At 65.8% G+C, this 14,942-nt stretch carries 16 protein-coding genes; 7 read left to right on the forward strand and 9 right to left on the reverse strand.

Annotation, left to right across the window (positions count from 1 at the left end; translation table 11 throughout):
* Nucleotides 1–27: 27 nt before the first annotated feature.
* From ACOQFS_RS02750 to lptF, 4 genes are all read right to left on the reverse strand, one after another.
* Nucleotides 28–969 (reverse strand): CysB family HTH-type transcriptional regulator, encoded by a 942-nt coding sequence (locus ACOQFS_RS02750; RefSeq protein ID WP_421561441.1) that lies wholly within the window; start codon nucleotides 967–969, stop codon nucleotides 28–30.
* 73 nt (nucleotides 970–1,042) lie between these two features.
* On the reverse strand, nucleotides 1,043–1,414 hold the full coding sequence (locus tag ACOQFS_RS02755) for a sirohydrochlorin chelatase (protein ID WP_421561442.1): 372 nt from the start codon (nucleotides 1,412–1,414) through the stop codon (nucleotides 1,043–1,045).
* 27 nt (nucleotides 1,415–1,441) lie between these two features.
* The gene (gene lptG, locus ACOQFS_RS02760) at nucleotides 1,442–2,548 is read right to left on the reverse strand and encodes an LPS export ABC transporter permease LptG (protein ID WP_421561443.1); all 1,107 of its coding nucleotides are present in this window, start codon (nucleotides 2,546–2,548) and stop codon (nucleotides 1,442–1,444) included.
* Nucleotides 2,545–3,657: an LPS export ABC transporter permease LptF gene (lptF, locus tag ACOQFS_RS02765; protein ID WP_421561444.1), complete on the reverse strand. Its 1,113-nt coding sequence runs from the start codon at nucleotides 3,655–3,657 to the stop codon at nucleotides 2,545–2,547. Before lptF ends, lptG begins: the two co-directional genes overlap by 4 nt.
* An 85-nt stretch (nucleotides 3,658–3,742) precedes the next feature.
* On the opposite strand from lptF, the gene ACOQFS_RS02770 reads away from it, so the two are divergent.
* The 4 genes from ACOQFS_RS02770 to ACOQFS_RS02785 all read left to right on the forward strand — a co-directional run bounded on the left by ACOQFS_RS02770 (nucleotide 3,743) and on the right by ACOQFS_RS02785 (nucleotide 7,787).
* Nucleotides 3,743–5,278, forward strand: coding sequence for a leucyl aminopeptidase (locus ACOQFS_RS02770; protein ID WP_421561445.1), 1,536 nt, complete (start codon nucleotides 3,743–3,745; stop codon nucleotides 5,276–5,278).
* A gap of 21 nt (nucleotides 5,279–5,299) precedes the next feature.
* Nucleotides 5,300–5,734 (forward strand): DNA polymerase III subunit chi, encoded by a 435-nt coding sequence (locus ACOQFS_RS02775; protein WP_421561446.1) that lies wholly within the window; start codon nucleotides 5,300–5,302, stop codon nucleotides 5,732–5,734.
* Nucleotides 5,735–6,315: 581 nt separating this feature from the next.
* A complete protein-coding gene (locus ACOQFS_RS02780; RefSeq protein ID WP_421561447.1) occupies nucleotides 6,316–6,528 on the forward strand; it encodes a hypothetical protein in 213 nt (70 codons plus the stop codon).
* A 131-nt stretch (nucleotides 6,529–6,659) separates the two neighbouring features.
* Nucleotides 6,660–7,787: a branched-chain amino acid ABC transporter substrate-binding protein gene (locus tag ACOQFS_RS02785; RefSeq protein ID WP_421561448.1), complete on the forward strand. Its 1,128-nt coding sequence runs from the start codon at nucleotides 6,660–6,662 to the stop codon at nucleotides 7,785–7,787.
* 237 nt (nucleotides 7,788–8,024) lie between these two features.
* Here the strand turns inward: ACOQFS_RS02785 and ACOQFS_RS02790 are convergent, their stop codons facing one another.
* Complete coding sequence (locus tag ACOQFS_RS02790) at nucleotides 8,025–9,032, reverse strand: D-2-hydroxyacid dehydrogenase family protein (RefSeq protein WP_421561449.1); 1,008 nt, start codon at nucleotides 9,030–9,032, stop codon at nucleotides 8,025–8,027.
* A 979-nt stretch (nucleotides 9,033–10,011) separates the two neighbouring features.
* On the reverse strand, nucleotides 10,012–10,698 hold the full coding sequence (lexA, locus tag ACOQFS_RS02795) for a transcriptional repressor LexA (RefSeq protein WP_421561450.1): 687 nt from the start codon (nucleotides 10,696–10,698) through the stop codon (nucleotides 10,012–10,014).
* An 89-nt stretch (nucleotides 10,699–10,787) separates the two neighbouring features.
* Between lexA and ACOQFS_RS02800 the strand changes: the two genes are divergently transcribed.
* From ACOQFS_RS02800 to ACOQFS_RS02810, 3 genes are all read left to right on the forward strand, one after another.
* A complete protein-coding gene (locus ACOQFS_RS02800; RefSeq protein ID WP_421561451.1) occupies nucleotides 10,788–11,759 on the forward strand; it encodes an asparaginase in 972 nt (323 codons plus the stop codon).
* 38 nt (nucleotides 11,760–11,797) lie between these two features.
* The gene (locus ACOQFS_RS02805; protein ID WP_421561452.1) at nucleotides 11,798–12,220 is read left to right on the forward strand and encodes a hypothetical protein; all 423 of its coding nucleotides are present in this window, start codon (nucleotides 11,798–11,800) and stop codon (nucleotides 12,218–12,220) included.
* Between the two features lie 61 nt (nucleotides 12,221–12,281).
* A complete protein-coding gene (locus tag ACOQFS_RS02810) occupies nucleotides 12,282–12,752 on the forward strand; it encodes a DUF6152 family protein (protein ID WP_421561453.1) in 471 nt (156 codons plus the stop codon).
* Between the two features lie 172 nt (nucleotides 12,753–12,924).
* Here ACOQFS_RS02810 and adk read toward each other — a convergent pair whose 3' ends face one another.
* From adk to ACOQFS_RS02825, 3 genes are all read right to left on the reverse strand, one after another.
* Nucleotides 12,925–13,581: an adenylate kinase gene (gene adk, locus ACOQFS_RS02815; RefSeq protein ID WP_421561454.1), complete on the reverse strand. Its 657-nt coding sequence runs from the start codon at nucleotides 13,579–13,581 to the stop codon at nucleotides 12,925–12,927.
* A 171-nt stretch (nucleotides 13,582–13,752) separates the two neighbouring features.
* Nucleotides 13,753–14,547 carry a 3-deoxy-manno-octulosonate cytidylyltransferase gene (gene kdsB / locus ACOQFS_RS02820; RefSeq protein WP_421561455.1) on the reverse strand — a complete coding sequence of 265 codons (795 nt, stop codon included), beginning with the start codon at nucleotides 14,545–14,547 and terminating at the stop codon, nucleotides 13,753–13,755.
* A 47-nt stretch (nucleotides 14,548–14,594) separates the two neighbouring features.
* Entirely contained in the window at nucleotides 14,595–14,777 is a 183-nt protein-coding gene (locus tag ACOQFS_RS02825) for a Trm112 family protein (RefSeq protein WP_421561456.1), read from the reverse strand.
* Nucleotides 14,778–14,942: the final 165 nt, after the last annotated feature.

Raw genomic sequence — 14,942 nt, forward strand, 5'->3', positions numbered from 1 at the left:
TGTGCAGTGCTGCGCAGTGCAGTGCGTTCACAGTTCATAGTCGTTGACATGGCCGGTCATCGCGCGGGCGATGAGTTCGCGGCTCAGGCGGTCGCTGAGCAGCTCGGCAAACCGGTAGACGAAGTTGCGCAGGTAGGCCCCGCGCTTGAAGGCCACGCGGGCCACGCTCTGGCCGAACAGGTGGCCCAGCGGGCGCACGGCGAGGTCGCCCACCGGGTCTTCGCGCATGGCCATCTCGGCCACGATGCCGATGCCCAGGCCCAGGCGCACATAGGTCTTGATCACGTCGGAGTCGATGGCCTCCAGCACGATGCGGGGCTGCAGCTTGCGGGCCGCAAAGGCCTGGTCGATCTTGCCCCGTCCGGTGAAGGAGGGGTGGTAGGTGATGAGCGACTCGTGCGCGAGGTCGTCGAGGCCGATGCGCTCCTTCTGCGCCAGCGGGTGGTCGTTGGGCACCACCAGCACGTGCTGCCATTCGTAGCAGGGCAGGGTCACCAGGTCGGGGTAGTCGGCCAGCGACTCGGTGGCCATGCCGATCTCGGCCACTTCGTCGATCACCATGCGCGCGACTTCGTGCGGAGTGGCCTGGTGCAGGCTGATGTTGACCTTGGGATACACCTCGCGCAGTCGCGCCACAGGAACAGGCAGCACGTAGCGCGCCTGGGTGTGGGTGGTGGCGATGCTCAGGGTGCCGCTGTCCTGCGCGCTGAACTGTTCGCCGATGCGCTTCAGGTTGCCCACCTCGCGCATGATGACTTCGATGCTCTTGAGCACATGCTGGCCGGGCTCGGTGATGCGCTTGAGGCGTTTGCCGTGGCGGGCGAAGATGTCCACCCCCAGCTCTTCTTCCAGTTCGATGATGGCCTTGGAAACGCCGGGCTGCGAGGTGTGCAGGGCCTTGGCGGCTTCGGTCAGGTTGAGGTTGCGGCGCGCAGCCTCTTGCACGAAACGGAACTGGTGCAGGTTCATATCGGATATCGCCTAAAGATTTGCATCATTATGATGCATCAATCTAAGCAATATCTTGGCACGGCGCAGTTTTTCAGCGGGGAACAGCTTCGCAGGCGATGTCGGCCATCAGGGCGGTCATGCGCGGGTCTTCGCCGATGGCGGCCTGCACATGGAACTCCACACCGGGGTGTGCTGCGCGCAACTCCTGCACCAGCACCGGCAGGTCCTCCCGCGCGTGCTTGCCCGTGCCCAGGAACATGGGAACGATGGTGATGTGGCGGGCGCCATGGTGAATCTGCTGCCCCACCGCCTCCGACAGAGTCGGTGTGCACAGTTCCAGGTATGCGCAGGCCACGGGGCGCGCGGGGTGCTGCGCTTCAATGCGCCGGGCGACGGCTTCGAGTGGGGCGCGCCACAGCGGATCGCGGGAGCCATGGGAAAACAGGACGATGGCGTTGTGCATGGGTCTACAGGTACACGGTGCGCACGATCAGCGCCGGAGCACCAGCCAGCCGAACGCGGCCAGCGATAGCACGGAATAGATGAGGCCCGGCGCCGCTGCGGTGAGCATGGGCGACCAATTCTGCAGGTTGCCAGCGTAGCCAAACACGTTGTTGAGCAGGAAGAAGCTGATGCCCGCCATCACGCCGCCGAACACGTAGCCCGCGATGCCGCCCGAGCGGAAATGCAGGTAGGCAAAAGGCAGGGCCAGCACCACCATCACCAGGCATGACAGGGGGTAGAACACCTTGCGCCAGAACTCGATTTCGTAGCGCTGTGCCGACTGGCCATTGGCGTCCAGGTGGCGGATGTACTGGAAAAGGTCGATGGTGGCCATGCGGTCGGGCTTGAGCAGCGAGGCCGCCACCATGTCGGCGCTGATGCGGGTGGGCCAGTCGAGGGCCGGCGCATCGAGGTGCTCCACCCGCGCCTCTTCAGCGCCGCGAAGCTCATACCGGCTGCGCTGCACACCCTGCAGCGCCCACGCCCCTTCGGCGCCAAACTCGCCAGACGCTGCCCGCGTCTGGGATGCGAGGCGGCCCTGGGCGTCGAATTCGAAGATCCGCACATCCAACATGCCGCCGTCCGGCGTGAGCGCCCGCACGTTGACGGCATAGGACCTGTCGTCCTGGCGCTCCTTGAGCCAGGCACCGGTGGCGCCGGTGGTCAGCTTGCCAAGGTATCGCACCTTGACGAGCTGGGCGGCACGGTCGGTGAGCGGGGCCACGTAGTCGCCCACGGCAAAGGTGAGCAGCACGAAGACCCCGCCCAGCGTGAGCAGCGTGCGCAGGGCGCGCCATGGGCCCATTCCGCTGGTCCGCATGATCGTGAATTCGGAGCTCTGGGCCAGCCGGGCCATCACGAAGATCGTTCCGATGAGCACCGTGATGGGCAGCAGCTCGTACAGATGGCTCGGGATGCTCAGCACCACGTACAGAAACGCGTGCGACAGCTGGTAGCCCTCGGCCCCGGTGCGGCCCACCCAGCGGAGTTCGTCCACCAGGTCAAAGAAGAAGAACAGCGCGAGGAAGCCCGCAGTGACGAAGGTGACGGCGAACAGGGCTTCGCGGTGGACAAGGCGGCGCAGGGTTTTCATGCTGCGCCCTCCGCACGGCGCGCAATCCTTCGGCGCCAGAGGCTTGAAACCGTCCACTGGTTGTGCCGCGCCGCGAGAACAAGCAGCGAGACCGTCAGCATGCCGCCGTGCAGCAGCACCATGAAGGCCGCCAGGTCCAGGCGGCCCGCGCCCACCCAGCTCTGGCCCAGGGTCATGAGGTTGTAGTAGACGATGAAGCCGAAGAGTGCGAACACCAGCCCGGTGCTGCGGGCGGCGCGCGGGTTGACGCTGGCCACGGCGAGGCCCAGCACCACGAAGTTGAAGGCGGCCAGCGCCAGGCCCAGGCGCCAGCCCAGTTCTGCGCGGTATGCGGGCAGCGGCTGCATCAGCAACTCGTGCGTTGCGCGGGTCTTGACCGCCATTTCCTCGGCGGACCCTGCCGGGGCCGAACCGATGCGGGTGCCGTACTCCGCAAACTCGCTGATCTTGACGCCCGGCTTGTCGCGCGAGGTCTCCAGCCGCTGGCCGTTGCTGAGCAGGGCCATGCGTTCGCCGTTCTGGGTTTCAAGCCGCGCGCTGCGCGCCGACGTGACGGACTCGCGGACTCCATCGGTGGCGGCGATGAAGATGTTGTTGCCCGCCTGCGTGTCCGGCGTGTCCTTGTCGATGAAGAAGACGCGGCTGCCGTTGGACGACTCCTGGAATTCGCCCGGTGCGATCCGGTCGATGTCGCTGCGCTGCTCGTACTGGGTTCTGAGCTGCTGGATCTGCGAATTGGCCCACGGCCACACCAGCAGGGACAGCACCGCAATCACCAGCATCACGGGCCAGGCAAACCGCACCAGCGGCTTGATCAGGCTGATGAGTCCGCGCCCGCTGGCAAACCAGATCACCATTTCGCTGTCGCGGTACATGCGCGAGAGCGTGCCCACCACGGCAATGAACAGGCTGAGGCTGAGGATGGTGGGCAGCTGCCCGAGCACCGTGAAGCCCATGACCAGCATCACATCGGACGGGCTGACGCTGCCCTTTGAAGCCTGCCCCAGCGTTCGGATGAGCATCATGGTCATGACCACCGTGACCAGCACCACCAGCGTCGCGCCGAAGCTGCGGGCCAGCTCCTTGCGAATGGATGAATCGAATAACATTGACTGAGTGCGGGCTGCGCGCCCGCCGACTGAATGTGCGGGCTCGGCAAGAGCGTGCAACTAGCCCGGAAGGAAAACACCGATTATGAACTTTGATCTCAAGACCCTGGACCTGACTGCGGCGGCTTCCGAGAAATGCGATTTGCTGATCGTGCTGATCGCGGAAGGCTTCAAGCCCGGACGCGACGCACTTTCGGCCCTTGTGGCACTCGCACTCAAGAACGGTGACCTGTCCGCCAAGGCCGGCAAACATCTGCAGCTGTACCAGGTGCCTGCTGTAGCGGCCCGCCGGGTGCTGCTGCTGGGGCAGGGCGACGGTACGGCGCGCGCCACACGCCAGGCGCTGCAGGCCGCAGGGTCGGCGCTCAAGGCGCCGCAGACCCGCCGGGTCGTGGTCTGCTTTGGGGCTGCAGAGCAGGAAGGCGCCGTGAGCGCCGCGGTGCAGGCGGTGGCCGACGCAAGCTATGTCTACACCACCACCAAATCCAAGGCAGAGGCCCGCAGCCTCACGCGTTGCGTGGTGGGCGTGCGCGAGGCCGCAGGTGCGCGGGAGGAGTTCGGCAGCGGCGTGGCCCTCGTGGCTGGTGTGGAGTTCGCCCGCGAATGGGGCAATCGCCCCGCCAACCATGCCACCCCATCGCTGCTGGCGGATGCTGCGCGTTCGCTCGCCAAGCTGCCCCGCATCCAGTGCAAGGTGATGGGGCCTGCCGAGGTGGGTCGTTTGAAGATGGGCGCGTTCATGGCGGTCGCGCGTGGATCGGAAGAGCCGCTGCGCTTCATTGAGTTGCGCTACAACGGCGCGGCCAAGGGCATGGCGCCGGTGGTGCTCGTGGGCAAGGGCATCACCTTCGACACCGGCGGAATTTCCATCAAGCCGGCGCCGGAGATGGACGAGATGAAGTTCGACATGTGCGGTGCGGCCAGCGTGCTGGGCGTTTTTCGCGCCCTGGGGGAACTGCAGCCCGCCATCAACGTCGTGGGCTTGATTCCGGCCTGCGAGAACATGCCCGATGGCCGGGCCGTGAAACCGGGCGACGTGGTGACGAGCATGAGCGGCCAGACCATCGAGATTCTCAACACCGACGCGGAAGGGCGCCTTGTGCTCTGCGATGCGCTGACCTACGCAGCGCGCTTCAAGCCATCGGCCGTGGTGGACATCGCAACCCTCACCGGCGCTTGCGTGATTGCGCTTGGCGGCGTGCGCAGCGGCTTGTTCGCCAACGACGACGCGCTGGCCGCGGCCTTGCAGGCGGCGGGTGACACGGCCCAGGATCTGTGCTGGCGCATGCCGCTGGACGACGACTATGCCGATGGCCTCAAGAGCAATTTTGCCGACATGGGCAACGTGGCCGGCCGCGCCGGCGGCTCCATCACAGCGGCCAAGTTTCTGCAGAAGTTTGTGGGCGACATGCCCTGGGCGCATCTGGACATTGCCGGAACCGCCTGGAAAGGTGGCGCCGCCAAGGGCTCCACCGGTCGGCCTGTGGGCTTGCTGGTCCAGTATCTGGCCGAGCAGGCCAGAAGCCCGCAGGCACGCTCCAAGGTGGCGCAGCCGCCGTCCGCTGGCAGCAAGAAGAAGCCGGCGGGCCAACGGGCCGCGCGGGCGCGGTCCGGTGCGTGAGATGCGCCAGGCGTGCAGCGCATGACCGAGGTTTCTTTTCATTTCAACGCACCGGACAAGCTGGCCTATGCCTGCCGGTTTGCGCGCAAGGTGCACAAGAGCGGCGCCCGTCTGGTCATTGCAGGCCCGTCCACCATCGTGGCGGATCTGGACCGCATGCTGTGGCAGATGGCACCCCAGGATTTCGTGGCGCACTGCATGGCCGACGCGGACGAGGAACTCGTGCAGGCGTCGCCCGTGGTGCTGACGACTGCGGTGCAGCGCACCCCGCACCAAGAGGTGTTGTTGAACCTCCACGCCGAGGTGCCTGAAGGCTTCAGTCAGTTCGCGCGCTTGGTGGAGGTGGTGAGTGCGGATGACGAATCCGACCGCAGTGCCGCTCGGCTGCGCTGGAAGCACTACGCATCGCGCGGCTACGCGATCACGCGGCATGATCTGGTGCAGAAACCCCACTGAAGCGAAGCCCCATGGCGACCCCTCCACGTACCCCGCCGCGTTTTGTACCCACTCTCACCGAAGTGGTGCAGACGGCCGACGCGCAGGCGCCGCCAACGGGCGCACCGACGTCGTCTTCGGCGCGCACCACGGTGATGTCGCCGTCGACGGCAGCCCGGGTGGCTGGAGCGCCTTTGCCTGTCGCAGGCTCGCCCGCCACCCGCGTGACCCCGGCTGCACCAGCGGCACCGGTGCCCGGCGTGCCATTTCCTCCCTCTGCACGTGCCGCATCGGCTGGCGCCATGCCGTCAGCAGCGCGCATCTCTGCGGGGTCCGGAACGGCGGTTGGCTCGACCGCGGCTGCGCCCGCCTTGCCTGCGGCAAGGTCGCAGAACACCGGGCCTGCACGAGAGGCGCAAGCGGCCGTACCGGCTGCAACACCTTCGCGTGCTGGTTGGGCGGCTGCCGGTGCGGCGGGCGCTTCCGCTGCGGGCCGCCCCTCGGTCGGCACGCAGCCCGCCCATGCCGCGCCACCGGCGCTCTCACCGGCTGCAGCGCCTGCAAAGCCTGTGGTGCTAGGCGCCCGACCGTTGCCGGAGGGCATGGAGGAGTACATGGTTCACCGGGTCATGCAACGCGTTGATGTGGTGCTGGACAAGCGGCTTCGCGAAGCAATCGCCACGGTGGTGCAGGAGCAAACCCGTTCGGTGCTTCCGCGGCTGCGCGAAGAGGTCGAATCGGTGGTGCGGCAAGCCGTTTATGAGGCCGTTGCCGATGAGCTTGCGAGCGGGGAACGCGCGCCCACCAAGGAATGACAGGGTATTCCCTTGTGGTTTAGCCTGCATTTAATCGTGTTCCCTAATGATCTGGCCCGTAAATTGCGATATGTTCGCCTGCGTTGAGACACAAGAACCATTCTCAGCGTTTATCTTTACTGGAGATTGATATGCAATTGAAGTTGAAACTGACCGTGGTTGCTGCTATCGCAGCTGTTGCCGGCGTGGCCTCTGCACAAGAGCAGGTGGTCAAGATCGGCCACGTGGCTCCGGTTTCCGGCGCCCAGGCCCACTACGGCAAGGACAACGAAAATGGCGCCCGCATGGCCATTGAAGAGCTGAACGCTCAAGGCGTCACCATCGGTGGCAAGAAGATCAAGTTCGAGCTGGTTGCCGAAGACGACGCAGCAGATCCCAAGCAAGGCACGGCCGCTGCACAAAAGCTGTGCGACGCCAAGGTGGCTGGCGTGGTGGGTCACCTCAACTCCGGTACCACCATCCCCGCTTCCAAGGTCTACAACGACTGCGGCATCCCCCATGTGACCGGCGCCGCGACCAACCCCAACCTGACGAAGCCCGGCTACAAGACCACCTTCCGCATCATCGCCAACGACAACGCTCTGGGTGCTGGCCTGGCGTTTTACGCTGTTGACACGCTGAAGCTCAAGACCGTCGCCATCATCGACGACCGTACCGCCTACGGCCAAGGCGTTGCAGACGTGTTCAAGAAGACCGCCATCGCCAAGGGCATGAAGGTGGTCGACGAGCAGTTCACGACCGACAAGGCCACCGACTTCATGGCGATCCTGACCGCCATCAAGTCCAAGAACCCTGATGCCGTGTTCTACGGTGGCATGGACCCTCAAGCCGGCCCGATGCTGCGTCAGATGGAGCAGCTGGGCATGGGCAACGTGAAGTACTTCGGTGGTGACGGCGTGTGCACGTCCGAAATCGCCAAGCTGGCTGCTGGCGCCAAGACGCTGGGCAACGTGATCTGCGCCGAAGGCGGCTCCTCGCTGGCCAAGATGCCTGGCGGCACGGCCTGGAAGGCCAAGTACGACGCCAAGTACCCCGGCCAGTTCCAGGTGTACAGCCCCTACACCTACGACGCCACATTCCTGATCGTGGACGCCATGAAGCGCGCCAACTCGGTGGATCCCAAGGTCTACACGCCCGAGCTGGCCAAGTCCAACTTCAAGGGCGTGACTTCCACGATCGCCTTTGAACCCAATGGCGAAATGAAGAACCCTGCCATCACGCTGTACATGTACAAGGACGGCAAGAAGACCCCCCTGTAATCGACAGTGGACGGTATCGGCGGAGCTCGCTGGCGCTCTGTCACGAACAAAAAGGCTTCCCTCGGGAAGCCTTTTTTACTTAGCGCTTGAGCAGGTGCAAGCCGGTGATCCGAAGCCCCGAGTGCTCATTCATCGAACCCGATAAATCCGCCGTGCACCGGGGCCGCAGCGAAATGCCCGGCGGTGTTGATCAGAAGACTCCTTGCGCGCCGCCGATGGAAGGGGTTGAGCGGGCGATTAGCGGCGTACCTGCAGCGAACCCGGGTTCACGATGTTCGTGGGGGTTCCCTTGATGAAATTGATCACATTGTCAAAGGCTGCGCCGAAATACAGCTCATAGCTGTCCTGTTCCACATAGCCGATGTGCGGCGTGCAGATGCAGTTTTCCAGGCGCAGCAGGGCATGGCCTTGCAGGATGGGTTCACTTTCGAACACGTCCACCGCAGCCATGCCGGGCCGGCCGCGGTTCAGGGCGGCGATCAAGGCGTCGGGCTCGATCAGTTCAGCCCGCGACGTGTTGACCAGCAAGGAGGTGGGCTTCATGCACGAAAGGTCTTCCAGCGAGATGATGCCCCGGGTTTCGTCGTTGAGCCGCAGATGCAGCGAGATCACGTCGCATTGCGAGAAGAACTCCTCCCGAGTGGTCGCGGCCTGGTATCCGTCGGTCAGGGCCTGGGCCCGAGAGGCCTCGCGTCCCCAGACACGAACATTCATGCCGAAAGCCCGGCCATAGCCAGCCACCAACTGGCCGATGCGCCCATAGCCCCAGATTCCCAGCGTCTTGCCGCGCAGAACCGTGCCAATGCCAAAGTTGGCCGGCATAGAGGCTGTCTTGAGGCCAGACTGCTGCCAGGCGCCATGCTTGAGATTGGCGATGTACTGGGGAAGGCGCCGTGTTGCGGCCATGACCAGCGCCCAGGTGAGCTCTGCGGGTGCAACGGGGGAGCCCACCCCTTCAGCGACCGCAATGCCGCGCTCGGTGCATGCCGCCACGTCGATATGGCCACCCACCTTGCCAGTTTGTGCGATCAGCTTGAGCCGGGGCAGCTTTTCCACCAGTTGCCGGGTGATCTGCGTACGCTCACGGACCAGCACGATGATGTCCGCATCCTTGAGCCGAACCGAGAGCTGGCCAAGGCCCTTGACGGTATTGGTGTACACCTTGGCGGTGTAGGCGTCGAGCCGGGAGGCGCAATGAAGCTTGCGGACCGCGTCCTGGTAGTCGTCGAGGATCACAATATTCATACCGACATTGTGCCTTGGCACAAAGCGCCACTGCGCCCTCGACGCCCATGTGGCGCCCGCAAGCCCGGGGCTTTTTGTGACGGAGCGTTCTGTATGGACGCTCCAGTGCCCCGAAGCGCGGCGGGCAGAGGGTGGGGGAAAAGGGCGGTGTAGGCGGGACGTGGGCCGTGGGCAGTAGGCAGTAGGCAGCGTGTCGCTAAAGCACTCGCCTGCGCAAGTCTTGAGTCCGGCGCTGCTTCACTTGCCGAAATGGGCTTGCACCGCCTCCAGCGCCGCCAGCCTCTCCAGCTCGGCGCACACATCTGCCATTCGGCCGGTGATGACCAGGCGCCCTGTGCCGCGGTTAGAAATGCGGCGCAGCGCTCTCTGTGTGCCCTGGGCTTTCGCGTCAGCCCCGAGGGATGCCAGAAAGGCCTCACGGCTGCCTCGTGGCCCCGGGGTGGCGAGAAAGGACCGCTGTGCCGCCACGCAATGCCTTTGCGACGGCTCATGGCTTGGAGCGGGCGCGGGTGGGGGTGTTGGACTGGGGCGCACGTTGAAGGGCCAGCTCCCGCGCAGTGGGCGGGTACCGGTCGGAGCGGGCGGACGGTTTGCGCGCGATGGATGGGGCGCAAGGCTGCCCAGCCCGGTGGTGCGGTCGCCGTGGGGGCGATGGTGGGTGGCGCCTTCAGACGTCTGCGTTGACGGCTCTGCCTGCCATCGCCATGCAGGCAGCAAGCACCGGCTCAGGGCACGCAGTGTGGAAGGCAAAACAAAGAAGGTGGACAAGGCAATTCCCATGTGAAAACTCCGCGTTGAGGGGGTTGGACACAGGCAGGATTGCAAGACAAGGCCACTCCGCAGGGCTGAAGCAACGGTGGCAAGGGGATGCCATAGCTTCAAACGCCCGCCACCTGCGGTGCAGCAGAACTGTTGTGAAATGTGGTGAAGGCGCGGTGCGGCCACGCCACGCATCAAAGCGGCAGTGGCCGGAACGCGGCTACATCAGCATGGTGTTGCGGATCAGACCCACGGCCAGACCCTCGATTTCAAAGGGCTCGCCGGGTTGGACCACGATGACGGGGTAGTCCGGGTTTTCGGGCAGCAGCTCGATGCTGGTGGCGGTGCGGCGCAGGCGCTTGACGGTGACATCGTCGCCAAGCCGCGCGACGATGATCTGCCCATTGCGTGCGTCGCGTGTGGATTGCACGGCGAGCAGGTCACCGTCCATGATGCCGGCGTCCCGCATGGACATGCCGCGCACCTTGAGCAGGTAGTCGGGGCGATGCTGGAACAGGCTGTTTTCCACGCTGTAGGTCTGATCGACATGTTCCTGCGCGAGAATCGGCGAACCGGCGGCCACACGGCCCACCAGGGGCAGCACCAGTTGCGACAGGCCGGGAATCGGCAGGCTGAACTGGTTGCCCATTTGAAGGCCCCGAGCTGCGTTGATGGAGCGGACGGTTTCGCTTCGCAGGCGGATGCCGCGCGACGTGCCGCTCACCAGATCGATCACCCCTTTGCGGGCCAGCGCCTGCAGGTGTTCTTCGGCGGCATTGGCGGACTTGAAGCCCAGCTCGGCCGCGATTTCGGCCCGGGTGGGTGGCGCGCCGGTGCGGGCAATGGCGGTCTGGATCAGGTCCAGGATTTGTTGCTGGCGGGCGGTGAGCTTGGGGTTGTCGAGCATGGTGGTTTCCGGTGAGGGCCTCTACAGTGGCTAACAACTGTTTTTTAATCCAGTAGCTGTATTTTTCATCAGTTTTTCGGAGTGCGCAAGTGAGCGGGCAAAAAATTGTGGTTTTGGGCACGGGTGGCACGATCGCCGGGACCTCCGCCCTGGCGGGCGACAACATTGGGTATACGGCCGCCCAGGTGGGGGTGGCTGATTTGCTGCAGGCCGTGCCCGCGCTGCAGACCCTGCCTGGATGCACGCTTCACACCGAGCAGGTGGCGCAGATCGACAGCAAGGACATGGACGAATCGGTCTGGCGCACCCTGGCGCTGCGCTGCGCCCACCATTTGCAGGACGCGGACGTGCGCGCCATCGTCATCACGCACGGCACCGACACGCTCGAAGAAACCGCCTGGTTCCTGCACCAGGTGCTGACCGCAGACAAGCCTGTGGTGCTGACCTGCGCCATGCGGCCCGCCACGTCCCTGACGCCCGACGGCCCGCAGAATTTGCTGGATGCCGTGGCGGTCGCCATGACCGCTGGTGCGCGCGGCGTAGTCGCCGTGGCCGCGGGCGAGATCCACGGCGCACGCGGCGTGCAGAAGATGCACCCGTATCGTGTGAATGCTTTTTCGTCCGGGGACGCGGGCCCGCTGGGTTTTGTGGAAGAGGGAACGGTGCGCCTGCTGGGTGGTTGGCCTTCAAATATGGCCCAAGCGCTTTCTGGTAAAGCCTTTCAAGCTATTGAAAGAGTAGCAGGTCCTGACCAGTGGCCGCGCGTGGAGTTGGTCGTGAGCCATGCCGGTGCCAGGGGTGCGCTTGTGGATGCCCTGGTGCGTGATGGCGCAAAGGGTCTGGTGGTCGCCTGCACCGGCAACGGCACCGTGCACCACGCGCTGGAGGCCGCGCTGCTGCGCGCGCAGGCCGCTGGTGTGCGGGTGGTGCGGTCCACGCGCTGCCCGCTGGGCCAGGTGCTGCCGAAGCCGGGCGATGCGTTGCCCGATGCTGCGGGCCTCTCGCCGGTGAAGGCGCGGATTGCGCTGATGCTGGATTTGCTCTGCCAGCGTGCGCCCTGACAGCGCGCTGGCCCCCTGACCGCGAAGGTGCTCCACCGATGTTCTTTGCCGCACTTCGCACGCATGCCTGGGCCTATCCTGCCCTGGAGGTGGTGCACATCGTGGGGATTGCGCTGTTGCTGGGCAATCTCGTGCTGCTGGAACTGCGGGTGTGGGGTAGGGGCGCCGCGCTGCCCGTCAAGGACTTGGCGCGGCTTAGCCTGTCGCTGGCGGTGTGCGGCTTCGCCCTTGTCGCCGTCTCCGGGCTGTTGATGTTTGCCACACAGCCGTCAGAACTGCTGAGCAACCGGGCCTTCACCTTGAAGATGCTGCTGTTAATGCTTGCAGGCTGCAACGCGGCGTGGTTCCATGGGCGTGGCTCGCTGGCGCGCCTTGATGGCATGGCCCGCGCGCTGATGCTGGTGTCCACGCTGATCTGGCTGGCTGTGGTGGTGTGCGGCCGCTGGATTGCCTACGTCTGAGGCGCGCCGCACCGGGTTGGCCGCTTCGTCCCCCCAACAACTGCTCTGAAAGGAAGAGCCCATGAGCCTGCAACGCCGCCCCCTGCTTGTGGCCGCCGCCACCATGCCGCTTTGGGCGCATGCCCACCACGGCTGGAGCAGCTTTGACGCCGACCGCCCCATCTATCTGGAAGGCATTGCGCGCAAGGTGCGCTGGCAGAACCCGCATGCCGAGCTGGAACTGGAGCTGCCTGCAGACCTGAAACTGCCGCCTGACCTGGCCCAGCGCGCGCTTCCGGCGCAGACCTCGCCCGTCGACGGCAAGGCCCTGCTGGCCAAGGCCGTGTTGCCCACGCGCAAGGACCGCCGCTGGGAGGTGGAACTTGCGCCGCTGACCCGCATGCAGGCGTGGCAGGTGCAGGAGATCAAGCCGGGCACGGCCCTCTCGGTGCTGGGCTTCACGCTGCGGGATGAAAAGGGCGACGCCGTGCTGCGTGCGGAGTTTCTTTTCGTGGACGGTAAGGCTTACGGCCTGCGGTCCAGCCCTGCCTGAGCGCTGAGCGGCACCTCAGGGGTTGCGGCCCTGGAGTCTGCTCCGCCTGCCGCAACCGCAGCGCCGCTGCGCAGAGCCGACGGGCAAGAAAAAAGGCGACGCCCCACAAGGGAGTGTCGCCTTGGCCCTGACGGTGCCGCATTCGCTGGCGCGGCCGGCGCCCGCAGTGCCGTCAGCTCGCCAGCGCCTGCAGCGCGCGTGCGGTGATTTCTTCCACGCTGCCCGTGCCGCTGATGGCGCGGTACTTGGGTGCGGCGTCGGGCGCGGCCTTGGCCCAGCTGCTGTAGTAGTCCACCAGCGGGCGCGTCTGGTCGCTGTAGACCTGCAGGCGCTTCTTCACGGTATCTTCCTTGTCGTCCTCGCGCTGGATCAGTTCCTCGCCCGTGACATCGTCCTTGCCTTCCACCTTGGGCGGGTTGAACTTGACGTGGTAGGTGCGGCCACTGGCGGGGTGCGAGCGGCGGCCGCTCATGCGCTCGATGATGGCGTCGAACGGAACGTCGATTTCCAGCACATAGTCCAGCTTGACGCCCGCGGCTTTCATCGCGTCCGCCTGGGGAATGGTGCGGGGAAAACCGTCAAACAGGAATCCATTGGCGCAGTCGGGCTGGGTGATGCGTTCCTTCACCAGGCCGATGATGATGTCGTCGCTGACCAGGGCACCCGAATCCATGACCGCCTTGGCCTGCAGGCCCAGGGGCGTGCCGGCCTTCACGGCGGCCCGCAGCATGTCGCCCGTGGAGATCTGGGGGATGCCGTACTTCTGGCAGATGAAGGTGGCTTGCGTGCCTTTTCCGGCACCGGGCGCGCCCAACAGAATCAGTCTCATGGAAGTCCTCGAAGGTTAGAAATCAGGTGGCGCCGCTGGCAGGGGCGGGCCTGCAGGGTGCCGTGGGCGACCCGGGGCGCCCGGGATGCGGTGCTCTCGTTGCGGGCGAGGATAGCATGCGACCACCTTGCGCTGACTTACACGGCAGGGCCCGCTGGCGCGGCCTTGCGTTCAGCCGGTGATCAGGCTGCGCACGCGCTCCAGGTCCTCGGGGGTGTCCACGCCCGGGCCGGGGGCCGTGGAGGCCAGGTGCACGGCAATCGGGTGGCCGTGCCACAGGGCCCGCAGTTGCTCCAGGGCTTCCACCGCTTCGGTGGGCGCGGGCGCCAGCGACGGAAACTGCCGCAGAAAGCCCGCGCGGTAGCTGTAGATGCCCACATGGCGCAGCGGCGCAAAGCCCGCCAGGCTGGCAACGCCGGGGGCGGACGCTGCCGCCGCACCTTCCCACCAGGCCGTGCCCGGCAGGTCGCGCGCCCAGGGAATCGGAGCGCGGCTGAAATAGTGGGCCAGGCCGCGCGCATCCAGCACCACCTTCACCACGTTGGGGTTGGTGAAGTCAGTCAGCGACGCGATGGCGTGCGCGGCCGTGCCCATGCGCGCCTCGGGCCGGGCCGGCAGCAAGGCGGCCACAGCGTCGATGAGTGCGGGGTCGATCAGGGGCTCGTCGCCCTGTACGTTCACCACGATGTCCTCGCCGTCCAGGCCCAGGTCGGTGCAGGCCTGGGCCAGGCGGTCGCTGCCGCTGGGATGGTCGGCGCGCGTGAGCACGGCTTCCACGCCATGGTCTGCACAGGCCTTCAGGATGCGCGCATCGTCGGCCGCCACCACCACACGCGCGGCGGCGCTCTGCGCGGCGCGGCGCGCGACCCGCACCACCATGGGCTGGCCCGCAATGTCTGCCAGCGGCTTGTTGGGCAAGCGGCTGGAGGCCAGGCGTGCCGGGATCAGCACAGTGAACGCTGGCACCGCGATGGGACGCCCGGTTGGAATATCTACAGAGGCTACCACGCTGCTCACCGCTCCAGTTCCTCGTCGCTCAGCGTGCGGGCTTCGTTCTCCAGCAGCACCGGAATGCCGTCGCGCACCGGGTAGGCCAGGCGGGCGCTGCGTGACACCAGCTCCTGTGCATCGCGGTGGTAGGTCAGCGGGCCCTTGGTGACGGGGCACACCAGCAGTTCAAGCAGTTTGGGGTCCATGGCGTTGCGGGCTTTCCGAACAGGTTCGGTCGGTCGTTATTGGTTCAGGAGGAGGACGGGGATGATAGCGGCGGGCGCGCGCCACCCCGGGGCTCTAAGGATTTATCCGTAAATTAAACTATATCCCTGAGTCGCCCGTGATGCGACGCAGGAGGTGTAGATGGC

The sequence above is a fragment of the Paracidovorax sp. MALMAid1276 genome, assembly GCF_049198005.1.
Taxonomy (GTDB): domain Bacteria; phylum Pseudomonadota; class Gammaproteobacteria; order Burkholderiales; family Burkholderiaceae_C; genus Acidovorax.

Bases quoted from the DNA above. Each gene is read 5' to 3' on its own strand.
- ACOQFS_RS02770 (WP_421561445.1), top strand. From the start codon at position 3,743: ATGAACTTTGATCTCAAGACCCTGGACCTGACTGCGGCGGCTTCCGAG.
- ACOQFS_RS02805 (WP_421561452.1), top strand. From the start codon at position 11,798: ATGTTCTTTGCCGCACTTCGCACGCATGCCTGGGCCTATCCTGCCCTG.
- ACOQFS_RS02785 (WP_421561448.1), top strand. From the start codon at position 6,660: ATGCAATTGAAGTTGAAACTGACCGTGGTTGCTGCTATCGCAGCTGTT.
- ACOQFS_RS02810 (WP_421561453.1), top strand. From the start codon at position 12,282: ATGAGCCTGCAACGCCGCCCCCTGCTTGTGGCCGCCGCCACCATGCCG.
- ACOQFS_RS02790 (WP_421561449.1), bottom strand. From the start codon at position 9,032: ATGAATATTGTGATCCTCGACGACTACCAGGACGCGGTCCGCAAGCTT.
- ACOQFS_RS02780 (WP_421561447.1), top strand. From the start codon at position 6,316: ATGGAGGAGTACATGGTTCACCGGGTCATGCAACGCGTTGATGTGGTG.
- ACOQFS_RS02755 (WP_421561442.1), bottom strand. From the start codon at position 1,414: ATGCACAACGCCATCGTCCTGTTTTCCCATGGCTCCCGCGATCCGCTG.
- lexA (WP_421561450.1), bottom strand. From the start codon at position 10,698: ATGCTCGACAACCCCAAGCTCACCGCCCGCCAGCAACAAATCCTGGAC.
- lptG (WP_421561443.1), bottom strand. From the start codon at position 2,548: ATGAAAACCCTGCGCCGCCTTGTCCACCGCGAAGCCCTGTTCGCCGTC.
- adk (WP_421561454.1), bottom strand. From the start codon at position 13,581: ATGAGACTGATTCTGTTGGGCGCGCCCGGTGCCGGAAAAGGCACGCAA.
- ACOQFS_RS02825 (WP_421561456.1), bottom strand. From the start codon at position 14,777: ATGGACCCCAAACTGCTTGAACTGCTGGTGTGCCCCGTCACCAAGGGC.
- ACOQFS_RS02775 (WP_421561446.1), top strand. From the start codon at position 5,300: ATGACCGAGGTTTCTTTTCATTTCAACGCACCGGACAAGCTGGCCTAT.
- lptF (WP_421561444.1), bottom strand. From the start codon at position 3,657: ATGTTATTCGATTCATCCATTCGCAAGGAGCTGGCCCGCAGCTTCGGC.
- ACOQFS_RS02750 (WP_421561441.1), bottom strand. From the start codon at position 969: ATGAACCTGCACCAGTTCCGTTTCGTGCAAGAGGCTGCGCGCCGCAAC.